Below are 21768 nucleotides of genomic sequence, written 5' to 3' on the forward strand. Positions count from 1 at the left end.
CCGCGAGTCAGGGTTCGGGCTGAGACGGCAAGTCCCACCCAAGCTTTCTCAATAGGTGATCGAGATTCACCTGGTGGAACGCGAATTGCTCGTGATCTAGGCACTTTTCACGCAGTAGCTGCGCGTCGACGCCGACATGGAGCAGCAGAAGCGCCCGAATAAGCCAGCTGGTGATCCGGGAAAGCGCTATCCAACCGAGAACGCGCTTGTCGAACGGATCCTTCGTGTCGTTCATCTTCGGCTGTGGCAGCTGATGTGCGAACTCGATCCGTGAGTCTCTCAAACGAGCGGGAAGCTTCGCGACTGATTCGCCGATCTCAGGAACAGCGGCGAGGACCTCCTCGACGATGTCGCTCGCACGTTCGCGGTAGCTCCTCTCGCCGAGATGCCCAAGCGCATCATTTACGCGCCGGCGAACCAACTCGTGATCGAGTTGTCCATCGGCCTTTGCTTGGACCACGGCAGCTTCAACGGCGACGTCGCGGATGCGTTGCAGCGCGTCTTGTTGCTCCTGATTTTTCTGCTCGTCCGTCTCGTTGGAGAGCCACAGCTGCTTAAAGGGCAGCCGACGGTGAAATCCCTCGATCAGTGACGTCAGCAACTGCACCTGCAGCTGAATGGGGGTGTCCATTTTTCGTGCGATCGCCCACGCCAGGCCGTCGAACCGGTCGTTTACCTCTATCCATGTGGCGAAACGCTCGAGGGTGAGCTCGGCGGGAGGCAGCAGCGTCCGCAGGCGCCCGTGGTGGTGTTCCGCGCAGAACGCCGGCCCGTGCACCGTCAGCCAGGCGTCGTCGGGACCAATACGTACCTGGGTCTGGCGAGTGACAAGATTCTCATCCGGGAAAAGCGCCAATTGTGCAAGTGCGAGACATCCCGACACAACGCGATTTTCCAGCTGCCGCAGGGTAACTGGCGACGATGACTGATACACCAGCCAGTTGCCTTCGCGGGAGGCTTCGACGCTGAGGATGGATTGATCATCTTCAACGACAGCTGAATCTCCGTCCGTGAGATGACCTATCCACAAGGGGTTGTCGAGCAGGAATCGAACAGTGGTGTACCCCTGATCGGATGCCACGAGTGCCGTTCCGATGATGGTCGCCGCGGCGACGTAGCGCGGGGCGAGGCCCGGACCGCCGAAATTGGGCGCCTCGAGCAAGCTGACGAGCTCGCCGGTAGCAAGCCGACCGGCGACCGTGACTGCCCGAAATCTCGCTGCCGAACCCGCAGCGTGGGCCTTCATTACGCTGGCCATATTGCCCGGCGTTGGAGCAGGCGCTGGCGGTTGGCCCCCAGAAATTAAACCCACGGGCAGGCCACGATCGAGGGTCACCTCGGCGCGTTCACCGACAGTTGCGGTGAAATCACCGCGGACTGAAACGTCGGGATACTCCGGCAACCAGAACTGGCCCGCACCCGTGAAGGTCGTCATGCAGGTAAAGCCTTCCATCCGACAACCTGTCGGGATCGCCCGACGACATCGAGCAAGAGCGTATTGAGTAGCGCCGGCCCGAACACCATTTTGCACCAGGCAGCAGCCGCCGTGCGGTTCGCGACGAGCCGATGATGGCCGTCGCGGCGAATGTCGGTGATTTGCCGCTAGAAACGCTTAGTCGTCGGTGAGGCTGATTTCTGGGGTTTGTTCGGTTCGGCGGCCGCGTTCGCGGAGCCAGGTGGCCTCGAGGTGGCGTTGGTATGCGGCGTGGATGGTGGCGTGGAGTTGGTCGGCGCGGGCGAGGCTGTCACGTAGTTGGTCATCGAGGACGGCTGGGTGCAGGCGCCGTATTTGCGTGAGCGCGGGGTCGAGGTCGGGCGTTGAGGAGTGCTTGATTGCTGCGTCATCTTGGATGCGTGGTGTGAGGGTGGTGGTCCAGGGCAGTTCGGTGCCCAGCAGCCGTAGGAGTCGCTGGGAAGGTTGTGGGGGCCATGTGTCGCCGGTGGTGTCGAGCAGAATTAGCCCAGATTTGTTGGCGGCGGCCAGTTCTGCGAAGTCGGCGATGATTGCAGGGTCAGCGTTGGCGGCCTCGTCGATGATGATGAGACTTCCAGGGACCAGTTGCGACTGGTTGCTTGTGAGGGTGGCGTGAGCTTCGGCGACGGTGGCAGCGGTGTCGGCGAGCTCGTCGGCGACGGCGCTCTCGGCTTGTGCGCGGGTTGGGCTGCACCACAGGATGTTTCGGTCGGAAGCTGCCGCCGCGCTGTGCAGTGTATGCAAGGCGGCGCGGCGCTCGGGGGAGGGTTGTGCATCCACGACGGTGACGGCGAAGGGCAGCCTGGCGGTGCTGGTGATGGCTGTGGCTGTCGAGGGGGAGAGGCCGGCGACTGCAGTGTTGGGAAGGCTGAGGGGGCGGGGGGATTGGAAGCGGCTGGCGGCTTCGAGTACGCGCAGCTCGGTGGCCAAGTGGTCGAGTTGGGCAGTGATGTGTTCGGCTGAACGGGTTTCGGCGGCCGCGAACGCGGCGGCGGCGGCCAGCTCTGCGCGGTCGAGGTCGCGGCGTAGCTGGCTGCAATGCCGGCGGGCGGCGAGGACTGCCTGATCGTCTTCGGCGCTGGTGGCGGCGCTGACGTTGTCGACATCTGCGCCGCTGATGATGTTTTCTGCGCCGCCTGCGGCCTGGGCTCGGGCGGCGAGTACTTGTGTCAGAGCGTCTTGGTAGCGCTCTGCTGGTGAGGTGTCGGGTACTGCAAGTTGGCGCATTTGGACATCGTGCTTGGCCCAGGAGATGTCGAGTGGGTCGGCGCTGGGCTGAGCTTGAATTTCGCGCAGTCGGTCGCGCGCCCACTCGACATGGCTGAGTGCGGTCTCGTATTCGGCTTCGGCGTCGGCCCATTCAGCGGTGACGTCGTGGACGGCGATCAGGTAGGGGCGGTCGGCGTCGGCGCGTTCGCGTAGTTCGCGGATGTGCGGGATAGCTTGGCGCATTGCGGGTCCGTCGCCGATCAGTACTTGCTTGCGCAGGGTGTTGTACTCGGTGAGCGCCTGCTGGTATTGGGTGCGCAAGGTAGTTAGGTCGAGGAGAGCGGCGGGCAGTGGTGGGGGTGCCACGCGGTGGCGGGGGAGGTCCTCGAAGTCCAGGCCGGCAAGTTCGACCGAGGTGTCGATGGCCTCCTCGTGGGGGTCGGGTTCGACCAGTTCGGGATGCCAGGAGTCGGTGGAGAATTCGGTGGCGGGCATGTCGATCCTGGGTGCGTCGGGGTCTGGGGGAAGTTGTTCTTCTTCCTCGGGATGCAGCGGGGGTTGTTCGGGGAGCGGGTGATCGCCGTGATCGTGATGGCCGCCGATCAGGTCGACGGTGTATGCGATGGCGCGGGCGTATTGGTAGGCGGGGATGGTGTGGTCGGGGTCGACGTCGGCGAGGTGTTCGGCGGCGACGTGCAGCAGGTCGGCGGGGGTCCAGCGGGTGGGGTCGGCGGCATTGACGGCCGAGACCAGGCCGGGCCAGCCTGGATCGGCGACGATCGATTCAGCGGCTGCTGATCCAAAGACTTTGTGTAAGTCAGTGATCCAGGCTGGGCACAGGCCGGTATGAGGGGTATCCAGGGTGGCCGCGGGGGTGAGTTCGGCGGCAAGACGCCACCACAGCGCGGCGGCGGGCAGTTCGTCGGGTAGCGGACGTGCGGTGGCGGCGGTGCGAACGAGGGTGGGTAGGTCGGGTCGGCTGGCGGCGGCTTGGGCGAGGTGCGCGGCCAGTTGGGGCCAGTACCCGTCGGCGCGAATGCGGGGATCGATGGAGTCGATCAGCTGCTCAAAGCGGCGGGTGTGCGGGCTTTGGGTACGCACCACCGCTTGGGCACGGTTTTCGAGCAGTTTTTGGATGGTGCGGGCGCGCACGGCGCATTGGGGTGGGCCCAGCAGGCTGGTGTCTTCGGGGGCAACGTTGTGGGCGGCGCGAAAGACCGCGATTTCGGCGGCGAGTTGGGGATTGGCGGCCAGGACGGGTTTAGCCCAGGCCGGTGCGGTGGCTGGTGTCCAGTGGTGGGTGACGGTGTCGCGGATCTGGTCTGCCAGCTCGGCGACCAGTTCAGTGCGGCGGCCCAGGCAGTTCTGAAATTGCGGATCGTTGGCCAGCAATGCGGGGGTGGCGGGCAGCCAGCGCAACGGCCCGATACCTGTGGAGTGTCCGCCGGTGGGGTCGATGCGCCAGTCGAGCACCGCGGCGGGATCGTGGGCGCTGAACAGCTCGCCTACCTCGGCGGCTTCGGTCAGTGTGGTGATCGGGTCGCGCCCGTCGGCCGCAATAAGTGCCAAGTGGTTGCATAGCACTGGCCACGCTTCGGCGCGGGTCAACCCTGGGTAGAGCTGATCGGCGGTGATGTGCAGGTGGGCCAGCAGTGCCGGGGAAGCCAGATGTTGGGCGGCTTCGCTCAAGGCGTCGTAGTACATCGCCGCGGCGGGGCCCACCCCCACGAAGGGGTCGCGGGCTTGGCGTGCAGCGCTGGTGGCCGAGACTTGTGCACCGTCGCGTGCCAGTGTCTTGGTGAGGACATCGACGGCGGTTTCGGGGTGAGTTGCTTTGGGGGACAGCACCCGGTGTGGGTCGGATTCTGCGGTGGACAGATAGATGTGGTTTTCGATGCGGCCGCGCGTTAACGCCACATAGAGCAGTTGGCGGGTGAGGTGGCCGGCGCCGACGATGTGGCAGGCGTGTCCGGCGGTGAGTCCTTGTGCGGAGTCAATGGTGGCCGCATAGCCGAGGGTGACGTGTTTTTTGACGTAGTGGGCGGGTAGGCGCACCGTTTTTCCGCTACCGAGGTGACGCGCTTTAATGCTGCCGTCGCGGCGGGTTTCCAGGATTTGGAAGCGGTAGCCGTTGCGCACGTAGTCGGTGGGACTCAAGCGCAGCCAGCGTGCATTGCGGCGGGTGCGGATGAGGTCGCCGGGGGAGGCGGCGAGCCGATCAGAAAGGACGATTTCGTGGCCGCGCAGGGTTTCCGGGTCGGCCGCGGCGAGGCGATCCAGGCGGGCCCGGGCGTTGAGGGTATCGACGATGTCGTTGGTGGGGGCTAACAGGATGGCATCACGGCCGGCGTCGAGGTCGGCGACCCAGGCGGTGTAGGCCATGTCGGCTGCGGTCTGATCAGCACCGACGTGCACACGGTGGTGGTCGATGTAAAACCCGAGTCCCGAGGGGTCTCCTGCGCGGATCGCGAGGGTGGCTGCGCTTTCAGCGGTGGAGCCAAACCGAACCAGCTGCGATAGCGTCAGGGCGTCGGTTTCGTGGGCAATGTCGCGCAGCACGCCACCAGCTGAGATCGATGCGAGTTGGCAGTCATCGCCCGCGAGGCGGATGCTGGCACCGCGCGCTAAGGCGTGGGTGATTACTGCATCGAGTTCGAGCGTTCCGGCTTTGCCGGCCTCGTCGACGATGATCAGCGTGTCGGGACCGACCTTGGTGAACCACTGCGGCGGAGCGGCCCCGGTGGGGGGACGGTCCGGGGTTGCCGACCAGACGTATTTGGCGATGGTGTCGGTAGGGGCCGACAGGTCCTCGCCGAGTTCGATGGCTGCCGCGGCGGTGGGAGCTAATCCGATGATGGTCCCTCCCGAGGAGCGCCAGGCACGCGAGAGCGCGGCCATCGCGGTGGTCTTGCCGGTGCCGGCAGGGGCCAGCGCTAACGCGACTCGGCGCCCACTGCTGGCCATTTCGCGGACCAGGGCGACCTGGCCCTCATTGAGTTCTTTCCCGCGTGCGGCCGAGTCAGCCAGCGCGAGCTCGACATCGACATCCTCTACAGTGCGCCCGCCACGCTGCAGGGCAGCAGCAACAACGCGCCGTTCAGCGGCCAGCAGCTCGTGAGAGGTGTAAGTGGCGCTGCCGTGGCGCGTGTAGACGCTGGTTCCGTCTCGACGGCGCAATTGCGCGGGTTCTCCTATTTCGCCGTCGTCGAGGTCGATGTGGGCAACCGACAGCGGTTCGGCCAAGGCAGTGTGGGTGATCTTGTCGGCCAATTTGGCGTTGGTGGCATGCCCGCTGCTGCGAACGAGCCGCTGAGCCTCGGCTAACACGTGGTGGCGTTGCCAGGTCGCCCGCGACTGGGCCACCGTCGCGATGACGTTCGCCGCCCGCGCCTCGATCCAGTCGTCATCAACGGCATCGAGTTGTTGGGCTGGCGTGGACAAGACCGCGCCCAGCATCGCGGTCAGTTCCCGCGCACCGCCGAGGACCTGAATTGCTTGGCCGCGCCACGTCTGACGCTGCTCGGCTAATGATCGGGGTTCGTGTTTGGCTTCGCGGGTTTCCAAGGTCGCTTGTTGGGCCAACGCAATGGTTTCCACGTGCGTCGGTTCCCGACCGTGGGTGGCTTGGAACTGCTTGGCCAGATCGGCGGTGCGGGCTTCGATCGCCAGCCGCCGCGACGACCACGCTGCCATCAATTCGACTGACATTCCGACGATTTCACGCACCGGCCGCTTGCCGCGGCCCTCGCCAACAACATCGGCGAATCGCAGCGTCAGCCGCTGCCCAAGATGGGCCTCCAGGCGCGTGTTGTACAGCTCGGAGGCGGCCACGGTGAACCGGTGCACGGGTTGGCCGTCCAGCGCCAGCCAGCGCAGCACACCGTCTGCACCAACGGTGGCGACCTTGTTGGAGATTGCGACATGGGTGTGCAGATCGGGGTCACCGGCGCGTGAATCACGGTGGGTGAACGCGGCCCCGATCAGTCCGGTGGTGTCGACCTGGGCGACGCCATCAGTACCTGAACGGGTGAACGCGGCGTGCGTTTCTAGCCACGCCAGCGCGTCGGCCACCGCCGCGTCGTGGCATTCCTCCACGACTTTCGCGACGTCGAGCGGGGCGATCGCCCACAGCGCCGACACGGACTTCACCGGTGAAAACGTCAGGTCGTAGCCGGCGACCGCGGTGGTGCGGGCGCGGGTTTCCCGCGCGATAAAACCACTGAGTTCACGATCGTCGGCGGGCGCGCGGCCGTACTGCTCGGCGAACATTCTGCGCGCGACGACGGTGCGGATCGCGGCGCGTGTGGGCGCGTCGATGGGCGCGTTCCAGTGCATTCCGGCTTCTTCGTTGTGGTCGCGGTAGGCCACTGCCAGGGCGCGCGTAAAGGTGGTTTCGCCGTCGCGGATATAGAACTTGCGGCCGAGTTTGGAGGCGTTGATCGCCGCGACACCGCGCACTCCACGTGCGGTCGCATGGGCTGTGATCGCATCTGCGTTGGGGTGCAATCCTTCGCCGAACAACGCTTTCATTTGGGCTTCGGTGACCTGGGAACCCTCGGGGACCGCCCACACCTGGGCGACATCGTTAGCCGGTACTCCCCGGGGCACGGACGATTTCAGCGAAGCCAGCCCTGATCCCACCCAGCGGCCCGGGGATTCACCTTTCGACGAGTAGTAATCGATCAGTGGTGCGCGCCCGCGAGCAGTGGAATCGACAGCAGCGACTTGCCGGATCAGGTACTGATACCCGTCGCCGGCAGTGAGCTTGTGTGTCGTCATGGTCACTGCAGTGCTGTCCCTTTCGAGGCGCACGTTAGAGACCTGCTCGGCGATCTGTCCTACACAGATAGGGCGGTTCTTAGGAAACCCTTACCCTGTATGCAAGAGGTGTGTGGTGCGTGGGGTGGTTGAGAAGTGCTGGTGCTGGTGGGCAGTGGTGAGCGGTGGGCACAGCGCGCGCTGGGTTGTGTTGGCGGGCGAGGGAACTGGGCACAGGCGGTGGCGACAGATGGGGACGCGGTGATGCTGCGGATTGTGGTAGAGGAAGGCGTCGGACGCGTCGTATGGTTCGGCGATGGTGAACGTCAACTCGAAAGCTGAGTCGCTCAAGCGTGTTCGCGAGGCGCAGAACAAAGCCAATGAGGCGCGTCTTGAGTGTGAACGCCAAAATGTCGATGATGCGGCGTCGTTTCTGGTCGAGCTCGGGCGCCTGGCGGCGGTCGATGAGTGGGAGCACAACCGGATCCTTGAGGTTCGCGCCGAGGGGGAGCGTCGCCGTCATGAACATCGCCTGGCCGGCGCCGCTGCGTTGGCGTGTATGCAGGGCCGCGGTGTGACGCTTGCGGCGATCGCTGAACTGGCGGGGTGGCGGCCCTCTACGGTGCGCGCCGGCGTTGAAGTGGGCGCGCCGCCGGATGCGGGACTCTCGCTGCGTTCCAGTCGCCACCGGCGCTTGTGCCGCTCACCACTGTGCACTAGCCTGGTTTTGACAGATATGTCGATAATCTCCGGAGATGCGAACGGGAATTGGCGCCGCAACGGTGCGACGATCCAACGGGGATTCGCAGCGCGTCTTCCTGACCACTGCCAGAACAAAGGATTGCCGATCATCCATGACGGCTGAGGACGTCGGCGCCGGCTCGACGGGGCTTCGCAAGTCGGACCGGACCAGAGAGCGGATCGTCGATGCGGCTCGCTATGCCTTTTCCAGCAAGGGTTTTTCGGGCGTAACGATCCGGGACATCACCGAGCGGGCCGAGGTGACGCGCGCCAACTTTTATTACTACTTCCGCGACAAGTCCGAGCTGTTCTACGAGCTCGGTAACACGACATACCTTGAAGTGCTGGCGGTTGTTGAGGCCTTCAGCGACCTCGGCAGCCCTCCAACGATGCCCGAGATCAGGCAGTGGGTGTCGCGGTACTTCGACTACCTCGACCGCAACGGCGCGTTCGTTCTGCGCAGCACGGAGGATGCACCCCTAGATCGGCGGTTCCGCGCGGCAACCACACGGTCGTATCGCAGAACGACCGAAGTGCTGGGGCAGCGAATCATCAAACTCACACCGACGCCGCTGCGGTCAGACCCGCACTCGCTGGGACTGGTGGTGATGGCGATGATCGAGCGGTCCTGGCTGCTGGCGCAACACGAGGAGATGGCCTCGACGTCGCGTGTGGAGATCATCGCCGCACTCTGCGAAGTCCTCCACCAGTTGCTCGCGGTCGGGTGAGCTCCTTATCGAGCGAATCACCCTGTGGCGCGTCGCGCCTATTCGTCGTCAGTCACTTCGACAGCATCGGACGTGGGCAGGGCCTGGCAGGCCGGGATCCGTCCGCCCGGCCAGGCCGTCAGGCGCGAGAACATCGTTGTATATTTCGATCTCGCCACTGTGCTTGAGCACCCCACAGGCGCCGCAGTGACCACGGTGACAGCAGAACAGAGCGTCGATGCCCTCGTTGAGCAGGATGTCGAGCAGCATGGTGGTGTGCGGCCGGGAGGCGGTACAGGTCTGCCCGTCGAGGCGCACGCGGGCCCGGTCGGCGGTACGTCCTTCTCCAGGGCCCCTCGCGCGGTCAGGGTGGGATCGGTGAGCCTTACCCGCTGCTATCCGGAGACCGCCACCGGTTCCGCCGGATAAAAGCCGCGAGCCCAGCTCCGCAACTTATAGAAGCCGTCGGCCTCTGATGTCGTGAGCGCCGGTTTTTCCATGTACTTCTGATACTCCCAGATGTTGATATCGTCGGGCAAAGCGGCTTTCGCCTGTATGAGCCGCTCGGCGTAGTTGTCCGACCCCGAGATCCAGTAACTGGCGAAGATGTCACAGGTGCCATCGCCAACCGGCGTCGCATTGATGGCGATCACGCGGACGCCGTCGGCGGTGCATTCGCCATTGATGGCGTATCCGATTCCGGACCAATAGATTTCGATGGTGTTGCGGTTATCGCCCACGCGGTCCACCCCGTCTGCCCAGCGCCGCCCGAAACCCACCTTCGCGTGCCAGACGTGCTCATCGATCGTCTCGCTGAGCACCACTGGACTGATCGGCGTGCCGTGGACGAAGCGGAAGTGGTGCGGATCAACAGCGTTCTCGGCGATGATCTGAGGGTGCACCTTCACCCGTGAGAACAATTCCCGCTCGTCATCCCCGAGTGGGCGATAGTCGTGCATGACGATATCTGCGTTGAGCAGGTGTTTCCAGTCTGGTAGCTGCCACAGCGGTTCGCGTCCCCGGACGTCGTGCCAGATGAAGATGCAGTCGTTGAGCTCGGTGACCCGCCACGGGCGAACCCTGCGTGCCCGGTTGGGGCGAGGCTCGTACGGAATCCGTACATTCCGTCCTTCACCGTTCCACACCCAGCCATGGAAGGGGCACTGGATGCCGTCCTCGACAACGCATCCGCCTCGGGCCAGATTGGCGCCGAGATGCTGACAGTGGGCGTCGAGCACGCTGAGCTGACCGTCCACGCCGCGGAAGATCACCATGTCGTTGCCGAAGTATCGCAGCGGCTTGACCGCGCCTGCCGGCACATCGGCGCTCCAGGCGACTTGAAACCAACCAGTGGGCTGCATGCTGGGCGCCTGGCTCATGTCGTGATCGTGCCATTTCTTTGACAGATATGTCAAAAAATTTCACTTATCCAGTCGTGCTCGCGCCGCGCCGTCCAAGCTTTGCGCAGCCGTCACCGCGTGAACCTTCACAGGACCCCGGCGGTCCTAGGGCGCCTGGATCGAAGCCATGAGCCCGCACAACAACACGTATCCGCGGATCACGATCGGCCTTGGCGGACCGGGTTGATTGGGAGGCGTGCCCCACGGCAGATCGGATCCATCCGGCTGGCCACCGTTGTCGCAATTGAGGTGGATCGAGCGCACCTGTGGCCCGGCGATGAGCCGCTCCCGTGCCGCCGTTGATGCCGCTAAACCGTGGTTGCGGCAACGGCGGGACTTGGCGTCACATATTCACCGGCGCCCGCCGGATCATCGGATGGCCTTGCCACCGTTGCAGTTCGGCGTCCGCCGCTAGCCAGTGGCACGAAACCGCGCATCCTTGGTGATTTCCTCCGGCGCGCGGGCGAACGCCATCGCATAGCAGGGGCACGTCGGGTCGACGTGAACCCGTCGCCGCGCGACCGGCGTTGTCAATTCATGATGTCGCGAACTTTGGTTTTCTCGTAGCCCTTGAGCAGCGCTCCGGCCGCGTTCTGCATATGCCTGCGCCAATGAGCTTCCGCTCGGTCGCCGTTGCGTGTCTCGACGAGCTCGGCGAGGCGGTGATAGGACCGGAGCAGTTTGTCGTACTGGTCTTGGGGCACCGCGTTCTCGGCGGCGAGGACTGCCGCGGTGGTGTGCCGCTCAGAGATCTCGTGCAGCATCCCCGCGATCATCGCCAGGGTCGCGTTGCCCGACAGCTCGACAATCCTGCGGTGGAAGTTCGCCGATGCACTGGCCAGTTCTCCGGAGTCCCAAGCATCCGGAATCGCATCGACTAGACGCTTCACTTCCTTGTGCGCCTTGACGGTGCCAACCTCGGCGAGCAGTTTGGCGGCGGCCGGCTCGATCGCGATGCGAGCGGTCATCACGTCGGCAAGCGTCGCCCCGGAAAGTTCCAGTATCAATCCGGCCGGACGGGCGACGATCTCGGGACCCGGGACACACACCCGCGCCCCGGTGCGTGAGCCGCGTCGAACCTCAACCAGCCGTTCGGATTCCAGCACCCGCACCGCTTCGCGCAGGGTCGGTCGACTCACCTGGAATTGCGCCGTTAGCTCGGACTCGTGCGGGAGGAAGTCTCCGTCCTTGAGTCGTCCGTCTACGATCATCTTGCGCAGGGTGCCCGCTACGAGCTCGAAAGTCTTCGGCGACCGAGCCGCACCCGGCTCCGGCGCGAGTGACTGCCGTTGAGTCACCGGGACCTCCTCTGGGACAACCTATACTACTCAGTAAACCATGTGGCACCGTGTCGGCGCGGTGAACCGGCCCCATGGACGTGGTTCTGCAGTGCGATGCGACAACCGGGTCCGTGGCAGAGCACGCCGTGCGGACGGCAAGAACCATCGCGGCGGTATCGCATCCATCACAGCGCCCCGATTCTGCCCTTCGTGCAGCCGCACAAGAACCGAATCGCAGGTGCGCAACCGGGTGTGGAGACGGATCGCTGCCCGCCTTTCGGCCCGCAGGACTGCCCTGATGACTTTGATGAGATCCGTCCATCCGCGGCGCGGGCGGGTCGCGTCCACATCGAGCCGGTCGCCATTCCTGCCTGCGGTGCTGACCTCAGACCCCAAGCTACCGGTGCAGTATCGACACATGACATATCGCCTGACACCGTCTCGTCGGGTTCGTCGAGGACCAAATCATCGGTGCTGACGACATAGGAGCGGACGGTGGCGGTTCGATTAGGGCGCCCACACTTGTCAACGTGCCCAGGGCCAGCCAGCTGGCCCCCTAGGGGCTCAACGTGGAAGCCTGACGATGACCGGAATTTCGGCCTCCATCGAGGCCCGCCCCTGGGTGTCGGGGCTCAGCTCGAAGGCACGTTCGCTGGACGCTGTCCAATGATCACTGTCGCGGCGAAAGCGGTTGACCAGCCCGCCGACCGCATCGACGAGGATGGCAAGTCCTCGCTGCAGACATCTGTCATTCGAGAAGGTCGACCACCGTCGACAATTCGGCACCGGTCAACACGAATTCCTCGGCCTTGCGCAAATGTCGACTCCACAGCTCGCCGGCCTTCTCGGCCTCACCTGCTTTGATCAGTTCGACAATCATCCGGTGGGTCTTTGCCGATCGCCGTACCGCTTGCTCGGCCCGCGGGCCGGCCGTGGGCTGCAGTGACCGGTTGGCCTTTTCGATGATGTGATGCAGCATGGCGCTGACGATCTGCAGCGTCTTGTTGCCGGAGAGCCGTGCGATCACGGCATGAAAGTCAGTCAGCTGATCGGCGGCATGGGGCCCTTTGATGAGTTGAGCGTCCCGTTCGACCATTTCCTCCAGTTCGGCGATGACCGCTGGGTCGCGGTCTTTCGCCAGCTGGACGACCATCGGGGTTTCCAGGGCGACGCGGGCGTCGAAGACGTCTTTGACTGTGACGCCCTCGTACTCCAGGATCAGTCCGGCGTATCGGGCCAATGTCTCGCGACGTGGACGCGTCACGCGGGCCCCGCCGCGCACCCCGCGCTGCACCTCGATCAGCGACTCGGACTCCAGCACACGAAAGGCCTCGCGCAGGGTGGGGCGCGACACCCCGAACCGCTCCATCAGCTCCGATTCCGGGGGCAGCATCGTCCCCTCGGCGATCTCACCGCGGATGAACATCTTGCGCAGCACGGTGGCTACCCGATCGGCCATCTTCGGCTCGCGAAGGCTGGTGACCTCCATCATGTCCTTCCGTCGGGCTGCGCCATCAATCCACAAACTGATTTACAGGTTAGCCGACTGGCAGCCGAAGTCGCCGATCATAAGCGGATTCAGTGAGCAACGTTTTCGCTGATCGCCGCCGCCCCCAGTGGGATCCGCCGTGAGCTCACGCGCTCGTCAGACAAGCCGCCGACTGATGCCCCGTCCCTCCGACTAACCCCCATCAAGTAGCTAACTATATATCTGATTCGCTAAGGTGTGTGTCCAGGATCCCCGCAGGCTATGTGCCGCGCAAGCGGGCGCACGACAAGGGACGAAAGTTGTGAGTATTTCGCTGCTGCTGGAGATGGCGTCGGAGGCCCACCCTGAGCGCGCCGCGCTGGTGTCAGGCGAGCGGCGCTGGACCACCCGGGAACTCAGTAATCTCGCCGACGGCGGGTCCGGCGTCATCGCCACTTCGGGCGCCGAGCATGTCGTCTACATCGGCGTCGGCGGGGCATTGCTGCCAGCGTTGATCTTCGCATCGGCGCGGGCGGAGCGCGGATTCAGTCCGGTCAACTACCGGCTGTCGGCCGAGGCGATCCGGGAACTGATCGCACGTTTGCCCGACCCCTTGGTCGTCGTGGACACCGGCTACCGCGACATGATCGGCACCGCAGCCGAGCGGGTGATCACGTCCGAGGAGTTTCTTGCCTCTGCCGCTACGGCGGCGCCAGCTAACGGCTTCGCCGATCCCGACGCGATCGCGATCGTGCTCTTCACATCAGGCACCACGTCGAAGCCGAAAGCGGTCGAGCTGTCGCATGCAAATCTGACGAGCTACATCACCGGCACGGTCGAGTTCGACTCGGCAAGCCCCGACGACGCGGCCCTGATCTGCGTGCCCCCGTATCACATCGCAGGGGTCAACGCGGCGATCTCGAACCTGTACGCCGGTCGGCGGATGGTGTACCTGCCCAGCTTCGACCCTCGGCAATGGGTCCAGCTGGTCGCCGACGAGCAGGTAACTACCGCCATGGTGGTCCCGACCATGCTCGAGGGCATCGTGACAGTGCTCGAGCAGGAGCCGACCGATCTGCCGAGTCTGCGCAACCTTGCCTATGGTGGGTCGAAAGTAGGCCTGCCGCTGGTGCGCAGGGCCCTGGACTTGCTGCCCGGAGTCGGGTTCGTCAACGCCTACGGTTTGACCGAAACTAGCTCGACCATCGCTATGCTGACGCCCGATGATCACCGCACGGCTCACAACAACCCCGACGCGGCCATCGCCAAACGACTGGCGTCGGTAGGCCGACCCGTACCGGGCATCGAGGTGCAGGTCCGTGCCGCCGACGGCACCGTCGTCGGCCCGGGAGAGACTGGCGAGCTCTACGTGCGGGGCGACCAAGTGTCGGGTAAGTACACCGGAATCGGCTCGGTGCTCGACGACCAGGGCTGGTTTCCTACCAGGGATGTGGCGACCCTCGACGAGGAGGGCTACTTATTCATCAGCGGGCGCTCCGATGACACCATCATCCGCGGCGGCGAGAACATCGCACCCGCCGAACTCGAAGACGTGCTCATCGAACATCCCGATGTGCGCGAAGTCGCCGTCGTCGGTGTGGAGGATCCCCGGTGGGGCCAGGCGATCGTGGCCGTGGTGGTGCCCGTCGCCGACATTGACCCAGACCCCGAAGAACTGCGCACGCACGTTCGCAAGCACTTGCGGGGTTCGCGAACGCCGGACCACGTGGTTTTCCGCGAGGAGCTGCCGACCAATCCGACCGGCAAGATCCTGCGCCGCGAAATCGTGGAAAGCCTGCGAAATGTCAATGCTCAGAAGTGAGGACGCGCCATGATGAAGAACGGCACCCGCCTGCAAAGCCAGGTCTGCGACACCCAGGTCATCGTCATCAAGTCCGCCGACAGTCTCGACGATCTGCGCTGCGGGGGCGCGCCGATGGTGGCGCTGGGCGCCGACCGCGCCGGTGAACTCAACCCGGCGTTCGCCGATGGCAACCTGATGGGCAAGCGCTACGTCGATGACCACGCCGCCGAAGTCTTGGTCACCAAAGCCGGCGCCGGCACACTGAGCATCGGCGATACCCCGCTGAGCCTCAAAGAAGCCAAGCCGCTGCCGGCTAGCGACTGAACGCTTCCCGCACAACCGTATTCGGCGACCGCCTACCACTCGCCACCCTCAATGCCGGTGTAGACCCGGGGCCGCCATCGCCGCGCCGGTGAGGACCCGCCGACCCCGCGCCTCCTATAGCGTTATATAAATAGCGATATCGAGCCCAGTGCGAGGAGCGGACCATGAAAGTGATCACGTCGGTCGAAGACGCTGTCGACGCCATTGGCCAGGAGCTCGGCGTGGGCAACTGGAAAGAGATCGATCAGCAGCGCATCGACGCCTTCGCCGACGTCACCGAGGATCACCAATGGATCCACGTCGACACCGACCGCGCCAAGGCTGAAAGTCCTTACGGCGCCACGATCGCCCATGGCTTCTTGACGCTGTCGCTCATTCCGAAACTGAGCAAGGACACCTACCGGGTTGACAACGCCAAGATGGGGGTCAACTACGGACTCAACAAGGTGCGCTTCCTTGCCCCGGTGACTGCGGGCAGCCGGATCCGCGTGCGTTCCGAGCTTGCCGCTGCCGACATGGTCAACGACAACACCGTCAACCTCACCGTTTGTCACACCCTCGAGATCGAGGGGTCCGACCGACCCGCCGCCGTGGTCGAGCTGATCGCTCGGTACATCTTCTGAATCCGGTTGCGAATCGCGGCGCTCCGGTGGATTACCCCCGCGCGGCCAGCCGGACCGGAACGTGCTCCTTTAGCATAATCCGCTATACAGTTGACGATATCGATTTGCCGGGGTGCAGCGCGCGGTGTCGTGGGATGTGCCGGAGAGGACCTATGAGCCAGGAGACGGCCGACGGCGTCGGCGACCGTATCGTCCGTCGGGTGCCGGCCAACAACCAGTCGGGGCCACCCGGCCCGGTGGCGGCATGAATGACGGACCCTTCGACGGCAAAGCCGTCATCACCGGGGCAGGCAAGTCTCAAGTGGGGCGGCGGCTGGGACGCACTGGCCTGGAGCTCACGCTGGAAGCGGTGCTGAGGGCGATCGCTGACGCGGGCCTGGAGCCCGACGACATTGACGGCATCGCCAGCTATCCCGGCCCGGGGGTGCCTGATCCCGGGTTCTCCGGCGCCACCATCACCGAGGTCCGCAATGCGCTGGGGCTCAGCTGCCGCTGGTACATCTCGGCGATGGAGACCGCCGGCCAGATCGGCCCGGCGATCGAGGCGTGCATGGCGGTCACGCTGGGTCTGGCCAATCACGTGGTGGTGTACCGGTCGGTATGGGAATCCACCGCCGCCCACCAGGCCGGGGGCGGCCGCGCCTCGGTCCTCTTCAGCGGCGGCAAGCTGCCGCCGCACCTGGAGTGGGTCGCCCCCTTCGGCGCGCTCTCGGCGGCCAATTGGCTGGCGATGCCCGCCCAGCGGTACATGCATGACTTCGGGTTGACCCGTGAGCAACTGGGCTGGATTGCGATCAACGCGCGCCGCAACGCCGCACGCAATCCCGATGCGGTCTACCGGGACCCGATGACGATGGAGGACTACCTGGGCGCCCGGATGATCTCCGAACCGCTGTGCCTGTACGACTGCGATGTTCCCTGCGATGGGGCGACTGCGGTCATCGTCTCGCGCCGCGACGCCGCCCGCGGTCTTCCGCGCCATCCCCTGACAGTGGAATCCGTGGGACCGGGCATGTTCGAGCGCGCCACGTGGGATCAACGCCGTGATGTGACCACGATGGCCGCCCACGATTCAGCCGCGACACTGTGGAAAAACACCTCGATGACCCCCGGCGACGTCGACATGGCGCAGCTCTACGACGGATTTAGCTTCTTGACGGTGATGTGGCTGGAGGCCATGGGATTCTGCGAGCACGGCCGCGTCGGCGAATTCGTGGACGGCGGTGAACGGATCGCCCTGGACGGCGATCTGCCGCTCAACACCAGTGGCGGCCAGCTCTCGGGTGGACGTCTGCATGGTATGGGCTTTCTGCATGAGGCCTGCGTCCAGTTGTGGGGTGAGGGAGGGCGGCGCCGGGCGTCTAAAACCCCAGAGGTGGTGGCCGTTGGGGTCGGCGGCGGACCGGTGGCCGGGTCAATGTTGTTGAGCAGCCGCTGATCTCACGATCGCGGGCCGTTCTACGAAAGGAACCGCCAATGCCGACCATCGGATTCATCGGTGCCGGACAACTGGGCGAACCAATGGTCAAACGCCTGCTCGCCGCCGGGCACCCGGTGAACGTCTACGCCCGTCGCTCTGACGTGCGTTCGCGGTTGGCCGACCGGGGCGCGGTAGTAGCCGAGTCGGTGGCCGGCCTAGCCGCCGACAGCGACATTCTGATCTCCTGCCTGTTCTCCGACGCCCAGCTGCGCGAGACCGGCTTGGGCCCAGAGGGGTTCATCGCCAACGCCAAACCCGGCGCGGTGTTCGTATCGCACACCACCGGAAGCGCCGCCACCCTGACCGAGCTGGCGAATAGCGCCGCGAGCGCACAAGCGATCCTCGATGCGCCGGTCAGCGGAACCGCCGACCACATCGCCGCGGGCACACTGACCGTGCTCGTCGGCGGGTGCGGCGACGACGTCGAGCGGGTGCGACCGATCCTGGCCGCCTACGCCAACCCGATTATCGCCACCGGCGAACTGGGGAGCGCGCTTCGAATCAAGCTGATCAACAACATGTTGTTCGCGGCCAACGCGCAGCTGCTGGCCGCGGCCGCACAGATCGGTGAACAACTCGGTATCGCGCCGTACGCATTCCTCGACGCGCTGCTGGCGTGCAGCGGATCCAGCAGCGCGGCAACCTACGCAAAAGGCATCGGCGGACTGGGCAGCTTCGCAGAGGCGGCCGCACCGTTCCTGGCCAAAGACGTGGCCGTCGCCGTCACCGCCGCCGAACAGGCCGGAGCGGATCTCGGACTCCTGCAGGCAGTGGTCACCGAGGGGCCACTGGACCTGACAACCAACCGCTAGGGCGAGCGGGCCGCCCGCGACCGGTAACTCGCGCCGATCCTCCGGGGACGATCGCCGCTTCTTGCCAAAAAGACCCATTATGATGACACTGCTAGTAGATAACACACCAAGTTAACTATGTAAGGTCTCTCCGTGAACCAGTCCACCGAGTGGCGACCCCGGCTCCAGGTGTTGCTTGCCGACTACGTCCGCCGGCAGGCCGAGCTCAGGTCCGAGGCCAAGGCCGGCGGGGTCAAGATCGACCGGGTCGAAGCCGCGCGAGCCTGGCATGCTGAGCTCGTGGACCATGGGCTGGCCGCACCGGGATGGCCCAAATCGGCTGGCGGGCTTGAGCTTTCCGTCGAAGAACAGCTCGACTACTACCGGATGACCACGGCGGCCGGCGCGCCGCCACACCCGTGTCAGCTGTCGTTCATCCTCGCGCCGACACTGATCTCCCACGGCTCGCAGGAGCAGAAGGAGCGGTTCCTGCGGCCGTTGCTGCGGGCCGACGAATTCTGGTGTCAGGGATTCTCCGAACCGGGCGCCGGCAGCGATTTGGCTTCACTGTCCACCCGTGCGGTCCGCGACGGCGCCATCTATCGGGTTACCGGCCAGAAGGTGTGGACGTCGATGGCCGACCGCGCCGACTGGATGTTCGCGCTGGTGCGCACCGGGCCGGCCGGCCGCAGCACCGACGGCATCACTTACCTGCTGATCGCAATGGACAGCCCGGGAATTACCGTGCGCCCGCTGCGCGACATCAGCGGCGGTGCGCACTTCGCCGAGGTGTTCTTCGACGACGTGGAGGTTCCCGTCAACAATCGTGTCGGCGTCGAAGGACAGGGCTGGTCGATCATGCGGACCTCGCTGGGCCATGAACGTGCCACGGCATTCCTCGCCGATGAGTTCAGGTACCGCCGCACGGTCGACCAGGTGGTCGGACTGCTGGTGACCCGCGGGCTCGACTCCGATCCGCTGGTGCGCCAGCACATCGCCCGACTGGAGACCGACGTGCGCGCCATCGCGGCCAACAGCGCCCGGGCGCTGTCGGCCGTCCTGCGCGGTGAGGATCCCGGTGGGGTCGCTTCGGTCAACCGGCTGGTCAAGTCGGAGTTCGAGCAACGCATGCATGCCCTGGCCCTGCGCGCCGGCGGTCCGCACGCCGCGCTGGGCAGCCGTGCCGCCGACGCCGTAGACGGCGGCCGCTGGACCTACGGTTACCTGATGAGCCGCGCCACCACCATCGGGGCGGGCACCGCCGAGATCCAGCGCAACACCATCGCCGAGGCGGTGCTGGGCCTGCCGTCCCACCGTGGCGAGGGCACCCGGGCCCCAGCCGTCATTCCGGGCGCCCCGCTGGCCGTGGCCGATCCCAGCGAAGTCGAGTTACGCGCTGTGCTGGCCAAGGCCCTGCGCGCGCGTGTCGACGTGACCGCGCTGCTGGACTCCGGGCGCCGCTTCGACATCGCTGACCCCGCGGTGTGGTCGGCGCTGGTCGACTTCGGGCTGCCCGGGTTGGCGGTCGAGGAATCGGCGGGCGGCGCCGGCGCCGCGCCCCGGCTGCTGTACGCGGCCATCGAGGAGGCCGCCGCGGCGCTGGTGCCCGCACCGCTCGTTCCCACCGTCATCGCCCTCGACGTCGCCGTGCAGACTGGCGCCACTGCGATAGCCCGGCGGATCACTGCCGGGGCTCCGGCCGCGTTCGCGGTGCCCCTCCACGATGACGGCTGGGTCACCAGCGGTATCGAACTGCCGGTGTGGGACGGCTCGCGGCTCACCGGGGTCGTGCCCGTCGTGGCCGGAGCCCCGGTGGCGAAGATTCTGCTGGTGGTGGCCCGATCGGAGGGCGGCGAGGGTGAACTGCTCGTCGCCGTGGATCCCGGCATCGCGGGCGTGCACGTCGCAGCGCAGCAGCCGCTGGACCTGACCGCAACCATCGGTTCGGTGACCCTCACTGGCGCGACCGGACAGCCGCTGTGTACCGGCGGCACTCTTCGGCACGGTCTGCGTGCCGCCCGGCGGCGGGCTCTGCTGGCCGTGGCCGCCGACTCGGTCGGCGTCGCGGCCCGCGCACTGAGCATGGCGGTTGCCTGGGCCGGTGAACGTCAGCAATTCGGCCGGTCGATCGGCAGCTTCCAGGCGATCTCGCACCGCTGCGCCGACATGCTCGTCGTCCTGGAAGGTGCGCGAAGCCAGGTGCAGGCCGCCGCCGACGCCGATCTGGACGGCGACGAGTCGGACTGCCTGGTCGACCTGGCCGCCGCAGCAGCCCTGGACGGCGCGGTAAGTGCCGCCGAAGCGACCATTCAGATCCACGGCGGGATCGGCTTCACCTGGGAGCACCCCGCCCATCTGCTGCTGCGCCGCGCCCAGGCCAACGCCGTGGCGGTAGGCCGGGCCGACGCGCTGCGCGACCGTGCCGCACGCGAGTTGCTGGCCCCATTGCAGGAACGCCGCCTCGAACGGGCATTGGCACGATGACGATTCGCTGACGGAGGGCAGTAGATCGATGGAATATGGGACGGGTCCGGAACTGGAGGCCTTCCGCGCGGAGGTACGGCAGTTCATCGCCACGCATGCACCGGCGATCCCGCCGCGCGCTGGCGTCCGCAGTGCCGAGGACGCCCACGAGAATGAACTCCTCAATCAGTGGGCGGCCCGGCTCTATCAGGCCGGCTACGCCGGCGCGGACTGGCCGGCCGAATACGGTGGCCGCGACGGCTGGACGACTGAACACGGGGTGGTGGTCGGCGAGGAGCTGGCGCGGGCGCAGGCGCCCGGCCTACCCAGCGGTAACGTGCTGGCCGCCCAGGCGCTGATCGCCTACGGCACAGAAGAGCAGCGCAGCCGGCACCTGCCGGCGATCCGCGCGGGCCAGCAGAAGTGGTGCCAGCTGTTCTCCGAGCCCGGCGCCGGCAGCGACCTGGCCGCGCTGCGCACCAAGGCGGTGCTCGACGGGGACATCTACCGCGTCAACGGCCAGAAGGTGTGGACGACCGACGGGCACTGGGCGCAGTTCGGTTACCTGCTGGCCCGCACCGACGCCGACGCCCCCAAGCACAAAGGCATCAGCGCATTCATCTGCGACATGTCCACACCCGGTCTCATAGTGCGTCCGCTACGCGAGATCACCGGGACTTCGGACTTCAACGAAGTGTTCTTCGACGACGTGGAGATCCCCGTGGCGAACATGATCGGCAAGCCCGGCCAGGGATGGGCGATCGCCAATTCCACACTGGCCCATGAACGCAGCAACGTCGGCGCCATCGTGGTCAAGTTGCGACTGGCGGTGGAAGCGCTGACCGATCTGGCCCGCCGGGTCACCATCGACGGCCGCCGCGCCCTCGACAGCGACCGGGTCCGTGACCAGATCGGGATGTTCACCGCTGAGGTGGACGCCCTTTCGGCGCTGACCTACGCCAACATCACCCGATGGACCCGCGGCACCGAGCGCATGCACGACGCCGCGATGGCCAAGCTGATGTTCAGTGAACTGAACCTGGCCATCGCAACCTTCGCCGTCGACCTGGCGGGGGAGGACGGTGTCCTGGTGGGCGGTGACCCCGACGTGCTCGACAGCGGGCGCTGGCAAGACGAGTGGCTTTATGCCCGTGCCTTCACCATCGCCGGTGGCAGCAGTGAGATCATGCGCAATCTCATCGCCGAGCGCGGGCTCGGCCTGCCACGGTAACCAGTTGCTCGCCGG

Annotated in this window: 14 protein-coding genes and 1 pseudogene; 9 read left to right on the plus strand and 6 right to left on the minus strand. The window is 65.8% G+C overall.

What is annotated here, in order from left to right:
- Positions 1-7: 7 nt before the first annotated feature.
- Both AAHS21_RS21145 and mobF read right to left on the minus strand, forming a co-directional pair.
- A complete protein-coding gene (locus tag AAHS21_RS21145) occupies positions 8-1435 on the minus strand; it encodes a HEPN domain-containing protein (RefSeq protein ID WP_342929530.1) in 1428 nt (475 codons plus the stop codon).
- A gap of 177 nt (positions 1436-1612) precedes the next feature.
- Positions 1613-7462 (minus strand): MobF family relaxase, encoded by a 5850-nt coding sequence (mobF, locus tag AAHS21_RS21150; RefSeq protein ID WP_342929531.1) that lies wholly within the window; start codon positions 7460-7462, stop codon positions 1613-1615.
- Between the two features lie 295 nt (positions 7463-7757).
- Between mobF and AAHS21_RS21155 the strand changes: the two genes are divergently transcribed.
- Complete coding sequence (locus AAHS21_RS21155; protein WP_342929532.1) at positions 7758-8306, plus strand: hypothetical protein; 549 nt, start codon at positions 7758-7760, stop codon at positions 8304-8306.
- On the plus strand, positions 8296-8910 hold the full coding sequence (locus AAHS21_RS21160; protein ID WP_342929533.1) for a TetR/AcrR family transcriptional regulator: 615 nt from the start codon (positions 8296-8298) through the stop codon (positions 8908-8910). Before AAHS21_RS21155 ends, AAHS21_RS21160 begins: the two co-directional genes overlap by 11 nt.
- A gap of 38 nt (positions 8911-8948) precedes the next feature.
- Here AAHS21_RS21160 and AAHS21_RS21165 read toward each other — a convergent pair.
- From AAHS21_RS21165 to AAHS21_RS21180, 4 genes and pseudogenes are all read right to left on the minus strand, one after another.
- A pseudogene (locus tag AAHS21_RS21165) lies at positions 8949-9156 on the minus strand (2Fe-2S iron-sulfur cluster-binding protein); the annotation flags it as partial.
- A gap of 128 nt (positions 9157-9284) precedes the next feature.
- A complete protein-coding gene (locus tag AAHS21_RS21170; RefSeq protein ID WP_342929534.1) occupies positions 9285-10268 on the minus strand; it encodes a Rieske 2Fe-2S domain-containing protein in 984 nt (327 codons plus the stop codon).
- Positions 10269-10819: 551 nt separating this feature from the next.
- Positions 10820-11587: an FCD domain-containing protein gene (locus AAHS21_RS21175; RefSeq protein WP_342929535.1), complete on the minus strand. Its 768-nt coding sequence runs from the start codon at positions 11585-11587 to the stop codon at positions 10820-10822.
- A 730-nt stretch (positions 11588-12317) separates the two neighbouring features.
- The gene (locus AAHS21_RS21180) at positions 12318-13058 is read right to left on the minus strand and encodes an FCD domain-containing protein (RefSeq protein ID WP_342929655.1); all 741 of its coding nucleotides are present in this window, start codon (positions 13056-13058) and stop codon (positions 12318-12320) included.
- Positions 13059-13359: 301 nt separating this feature from the next.
- On the opposite strand from AAHS21_RS21180, the gene AAHS21_RS21185 reads away from it, so the two are divergent.
- The 7 genes from AAHS21_RS21185 to AAHS21_RS21215 all read left to right on the plus strand — a co-directional run bounded on the left by AAHS21_RS21185 (position 13360) and on the right by AAHS21_RS21215 (position 21753).
- Positions 13360-14859, plus strand: coding sequence for a long-chain fatty acid--CoA ligase (locus AAHS21_RS21185; RefSeq protein ID WP_342929536.1), 1500 nt, complete (start codon positions 13360-13362; stop codon positions 14857-14859).
- 9 nt (positions 14860-14868) lie between these two features.
- On the plus strand, positions 14869-15165 hold the full coding sequence (locus AAHS21_RS21190) for a hypothetical protein (protein WP_342929537.1): 297 nt from the start codon (positions 14869-14871) through the stop codon (positions 15163-15165).
- A 164-nt stretch (positions 15166-15329) separates the two neighbouring features.
- Positions 15330-15788, plus strand: coding sequence for a MaoC family dehydratase (locus tag AAHS21_RS21195; RefSeq protein ID WP_342929538.1), 459 nt, complete (start codon positions 15330-15332; stop codon positions 15786-15788).
- A 244-nt stretch (positions 15789-16032) separates the two neighbouring features.
- Positions 16033-17226, plus strand: coding sequence for a thiolase family protein (locus tag AAHS21_RS21200; protein ID WP_342929539.1), 1194 nt, complete (start codon positions 16033-16035; stop codon positions 17224-17226).
- Positions 17226-18080 (plus strand): NAD(P)-dependent oxidoreductase, encoded by an 855-nt coding sequence (locus AAHS21_RS21205; RefSeq protein ID WP_342929656.1) that lies wholly within the window; start codon positions 17226-17228, stop codon positions 18078-18080. The genes AAHS21_RS21200 and AAHS21_RS21205 overlap by 1 nt, the downstream gene beginning before the upstream one ends.
- A gap of 132 nt (positions 18081-18212) precedes the next feature.
- The gene (locus AAHS21_RS21210) at positions 18213-20543 is read left to right on the plus strand and encodes an acyl-CoA dehydrogenase family protein (protein WP_342929540.1); all 2331 of its coding nucleotides are present in this window, start codon (positions 18213-18215) and stop codon (positions 20541-20543) included.
- Between the two features lie 28 nt (positions 20544-20571).
- Entirely contained in the window at positions 20572-21753 is a 1182-nt protein-coding gene (locus AAHS21_RS21215; RefSeq protein WP_342929541.1) for an acyl-CoA dehydrogenase family protein, read from the plus strand.
- Positions 21754-21768: the final 15 nt, after the last annotated feature.

This window comes from Mycobacterium sp. 050272, from assembly GCF_039023525.1.
GTDB lineage: Bacteria > Actinomycetota > Actinomycetes > Mycobacteriales > Mycobacteriaceae > Mycobacterium.

Bases quoted from the DNA above. Each gene is read 5' to 3' on its own strand.
- AAHS21_RS21215 (WP_342929541.1), top strand. From the start codon at position 20,572: ATGGAATATGGGACGGGTCCGGAACTGGAGGCCTTCCGCGCGGAGGTA.
- AAHS21_RS21155 (WP_342929532.1), top strand. From the start codon at position 7,758: ATGGTGAACGTCAACTCGAAAGCTGAGTCGCTCAAGCGTGTTCGCGAG.
- AAHS21_RS21145 (WP_342929530.1), bottom strand. From the start codon at position 1,435: ATGACGACCTTCACGGGTGCGGGCCAGTTCTGGTTGCCGGAGTATCCC.
- AAHS21_RS21180 (WP_342929655.1), bottom strand. From the start codon at position 13,058: ATGGAGGTCACCAGCCTTCGCGAGCCGAAGATGGCCGATCGGGTAGCC.
- AAHS21_RS21190 (WP_342929537.1), top strand. From the start codon at position 14,869: ATGATGAAGAACGGCACCCGCCTGCAAAGCCAGGTCTGCGACACCCAG.
- mobF (WP_342929531.1), bottom strand. From the start codon at position 7,462: ATGACGACACACAAGCTCACTGCCGGCGACGGGTATCAGTACCTGATC.
- AAHS21_RS21200 (WP_342929539.1), top strand. From the start codon at position 16,033: ATGAATGACGGACCCTTCGACGGCAAAGCCGTCATCACCGGGGCAGGC.
- AAHS21_RS21195 (WP_342929538.1), top strand. From the start codon at position 15,330: ATGAAAGTGATCACGTCGGTCGAAGACGCTGTCGACGCCATTGGCCAG.
- AAHS21_RS21160 (WP_342929533.1), top strand. From the start codon at position 8,296: ATGACGGCTGAGGACGTCGGCGCCGGCTCGACGGGGCTTCGCAAGTCG.
- AAHS21_RS21170 (WP_342929534.1), bottom strand. From the start codon at position 10,268: ATGAGCCAGGCGCCCAGCATGCAGCCCACTGGTTGGTTTCAAGTCGCC.